This window comes from Parafrankia sp. Ea1.12, assembly GCF_900465275.1.
Taxonomy (GTDB): Bacteria; Actinomycetota; Actinomycetes; order Frankiales; family Frankiaceae; genus Parafrankia; species Parafrankia soli.
This window is the reverse complement of record NZ_UBIZ01000411.1, coordinates 1-431: the sequence shown is the minus strand read 5'-3', so window position 1 is coordinate 431 and position 431 is coordinate 1. Positions and strand designations below refer to the sequence as shown.

The 431-nt window shown below is 70.1% G+C and carries 1 protein-coding gene; it reads left to right on the top strand.

Annotated features, from left to right (window positions below; genetic code table 11):
* On the top strand, positions 1-431 hold a 431-nt coding region (locus FMEAI12_RS24195), incomplete at both ends, for a helix-turn-helix domain-containing protein (RefSeq protein ID WP_235014407.1).

The following is a 431-nucleotide window of genomic DNA, read 5'->3' as shown; positions in this document are numbered from 1 at the left end:
CGGGTGTGTGGCTGGCTGGTTCTCCTCGGCCGTTCGTCGGCGTCGAAGGACATCGAGCTGCTCGTGTTGCGACACGAGGTCGCGGTGCTGCGCCGCACCCAGCCCAAGCCCCGATGGGACTGGCCGGACCGGGCGGTCCTCACCGCACTGATCCGACTCCTACCGAGGAGGCTGCGGCTGCACCGGCTGGTCACCCCCGGCACCATCCTCCGGTGGCACCGCCGCCTGGTCACACGGAAGTGGACCCACCCGCAGCGGACGGGACGGCCACCGATCAGCTTGGAGATCGCCACGCTGATCAAGCGGCTCGCGACCGAGAACCCGACGTGGGGCTACCAGCGGATCCAGGGCGAGCTCCTCAAGCTCGGTTACCGGGTGAGCGCATCCACGATCCGCCGGGTCCTGAAGACCCTCGGGCTGCCACCGGCTCC